A 949-nucleotide genomic window follows, 5' to 3' on the forward strand; every position below is an offset into this window, starting at 1 on the left:
TATATTAGTGCACGTTAATAGTAAGTATAGTGCACTATGTGCTATACAGTTGTTGTGGCTCATGTCTACTAGAAAGTATATCTCAACGACAAATCTGAAATTTACTTGAATAACTTGAGCATTAGGAAAAACATAAAGAATATCATAGCAATATCTGCAACTATTCTCAGCATTGGTATTTTCATAGCTTCCTTAACACAAAAGAGTATCTGTACGCAAAACAATTGTAACGATGCAATTGGTGACTTTTTAATGGGGTGGATATCAATCCTATATGACGCAGTTGGTTTGACATGGTTATCGAATCCCCTATTATTGTTAACATGGTATTCAACTTATAAATGGTTTTCCGATCAAAACACGAAACGAATCTTGGTGTTATCAACGCTTTCTCTAATTGCTTCAGCATCTCTTCTACTCTTCGATGGAATCGTAGTTGATGAAGGTGGAATTCCAACTGACATTATATCGTATGAACTAGGCTATTGGATGTGGCTAACTAGTTCTGGAGTTATGGCGCTGGTGACATTAATATTAATGGTACTCAAAAGGCTCAACAACGAAACTTCATTCAACTAACGAGAAATACTCTAATAAACAGGCCACAACAAGGGATATAGCGTATGGCCTGACTTAGTCATGGTTAAAGTGCCTGTGAAACACCCCGCTTATCTGCCACCAAGAAACTTCAGAGCTTCTACCATCTTCTGCTCGTATAAGCTTTTATTTGTATTGCGCAGTGCATATCTGACACTTTGAATGCACCGACAGATTCGCTAATTTCATCGCAATTAAAAAAGCTCGGAGGCCACAGCGCTAAATCTGGTCGTTACCACACTACCTAAAATGACGAAATTCATACTTCTATTAGTTTTATCTTGCCAAATGGCCATTTCTCAAGAACGATTTCCAGTTTTCTCTAATGAAGCATTAATTGAATCCGACTCAA

General features: G+C 37.4%; 1 protein-coding gene. It reads left to right on the forward strand.

The window, feature by feature from the left end:
- Nucleotides 1–372 precede the first annotated feature (372 nt).
- On the forward strand, nt 373–579 hold the full coding sequence (locus E1176_RS00640; protein ID WP_185152501.1) for a hypothetical protein: 207 nt from the start codon (nt 373–375) through the stop codon (nt 577–579).
- Nucleotides 580–949 lie beyond the last annotated feature (370 nt).

This window comes from Fulvivirga aurantia (genome assembly GCF_009711475.1).
Taxonomy (GTDB): domain Bacteria; phylum Bacteroidota; class Bacteroidia; order Cytophagales; family Cyclobacteriaceae; genus Fulvivirga; species Fulvivirga aurantia.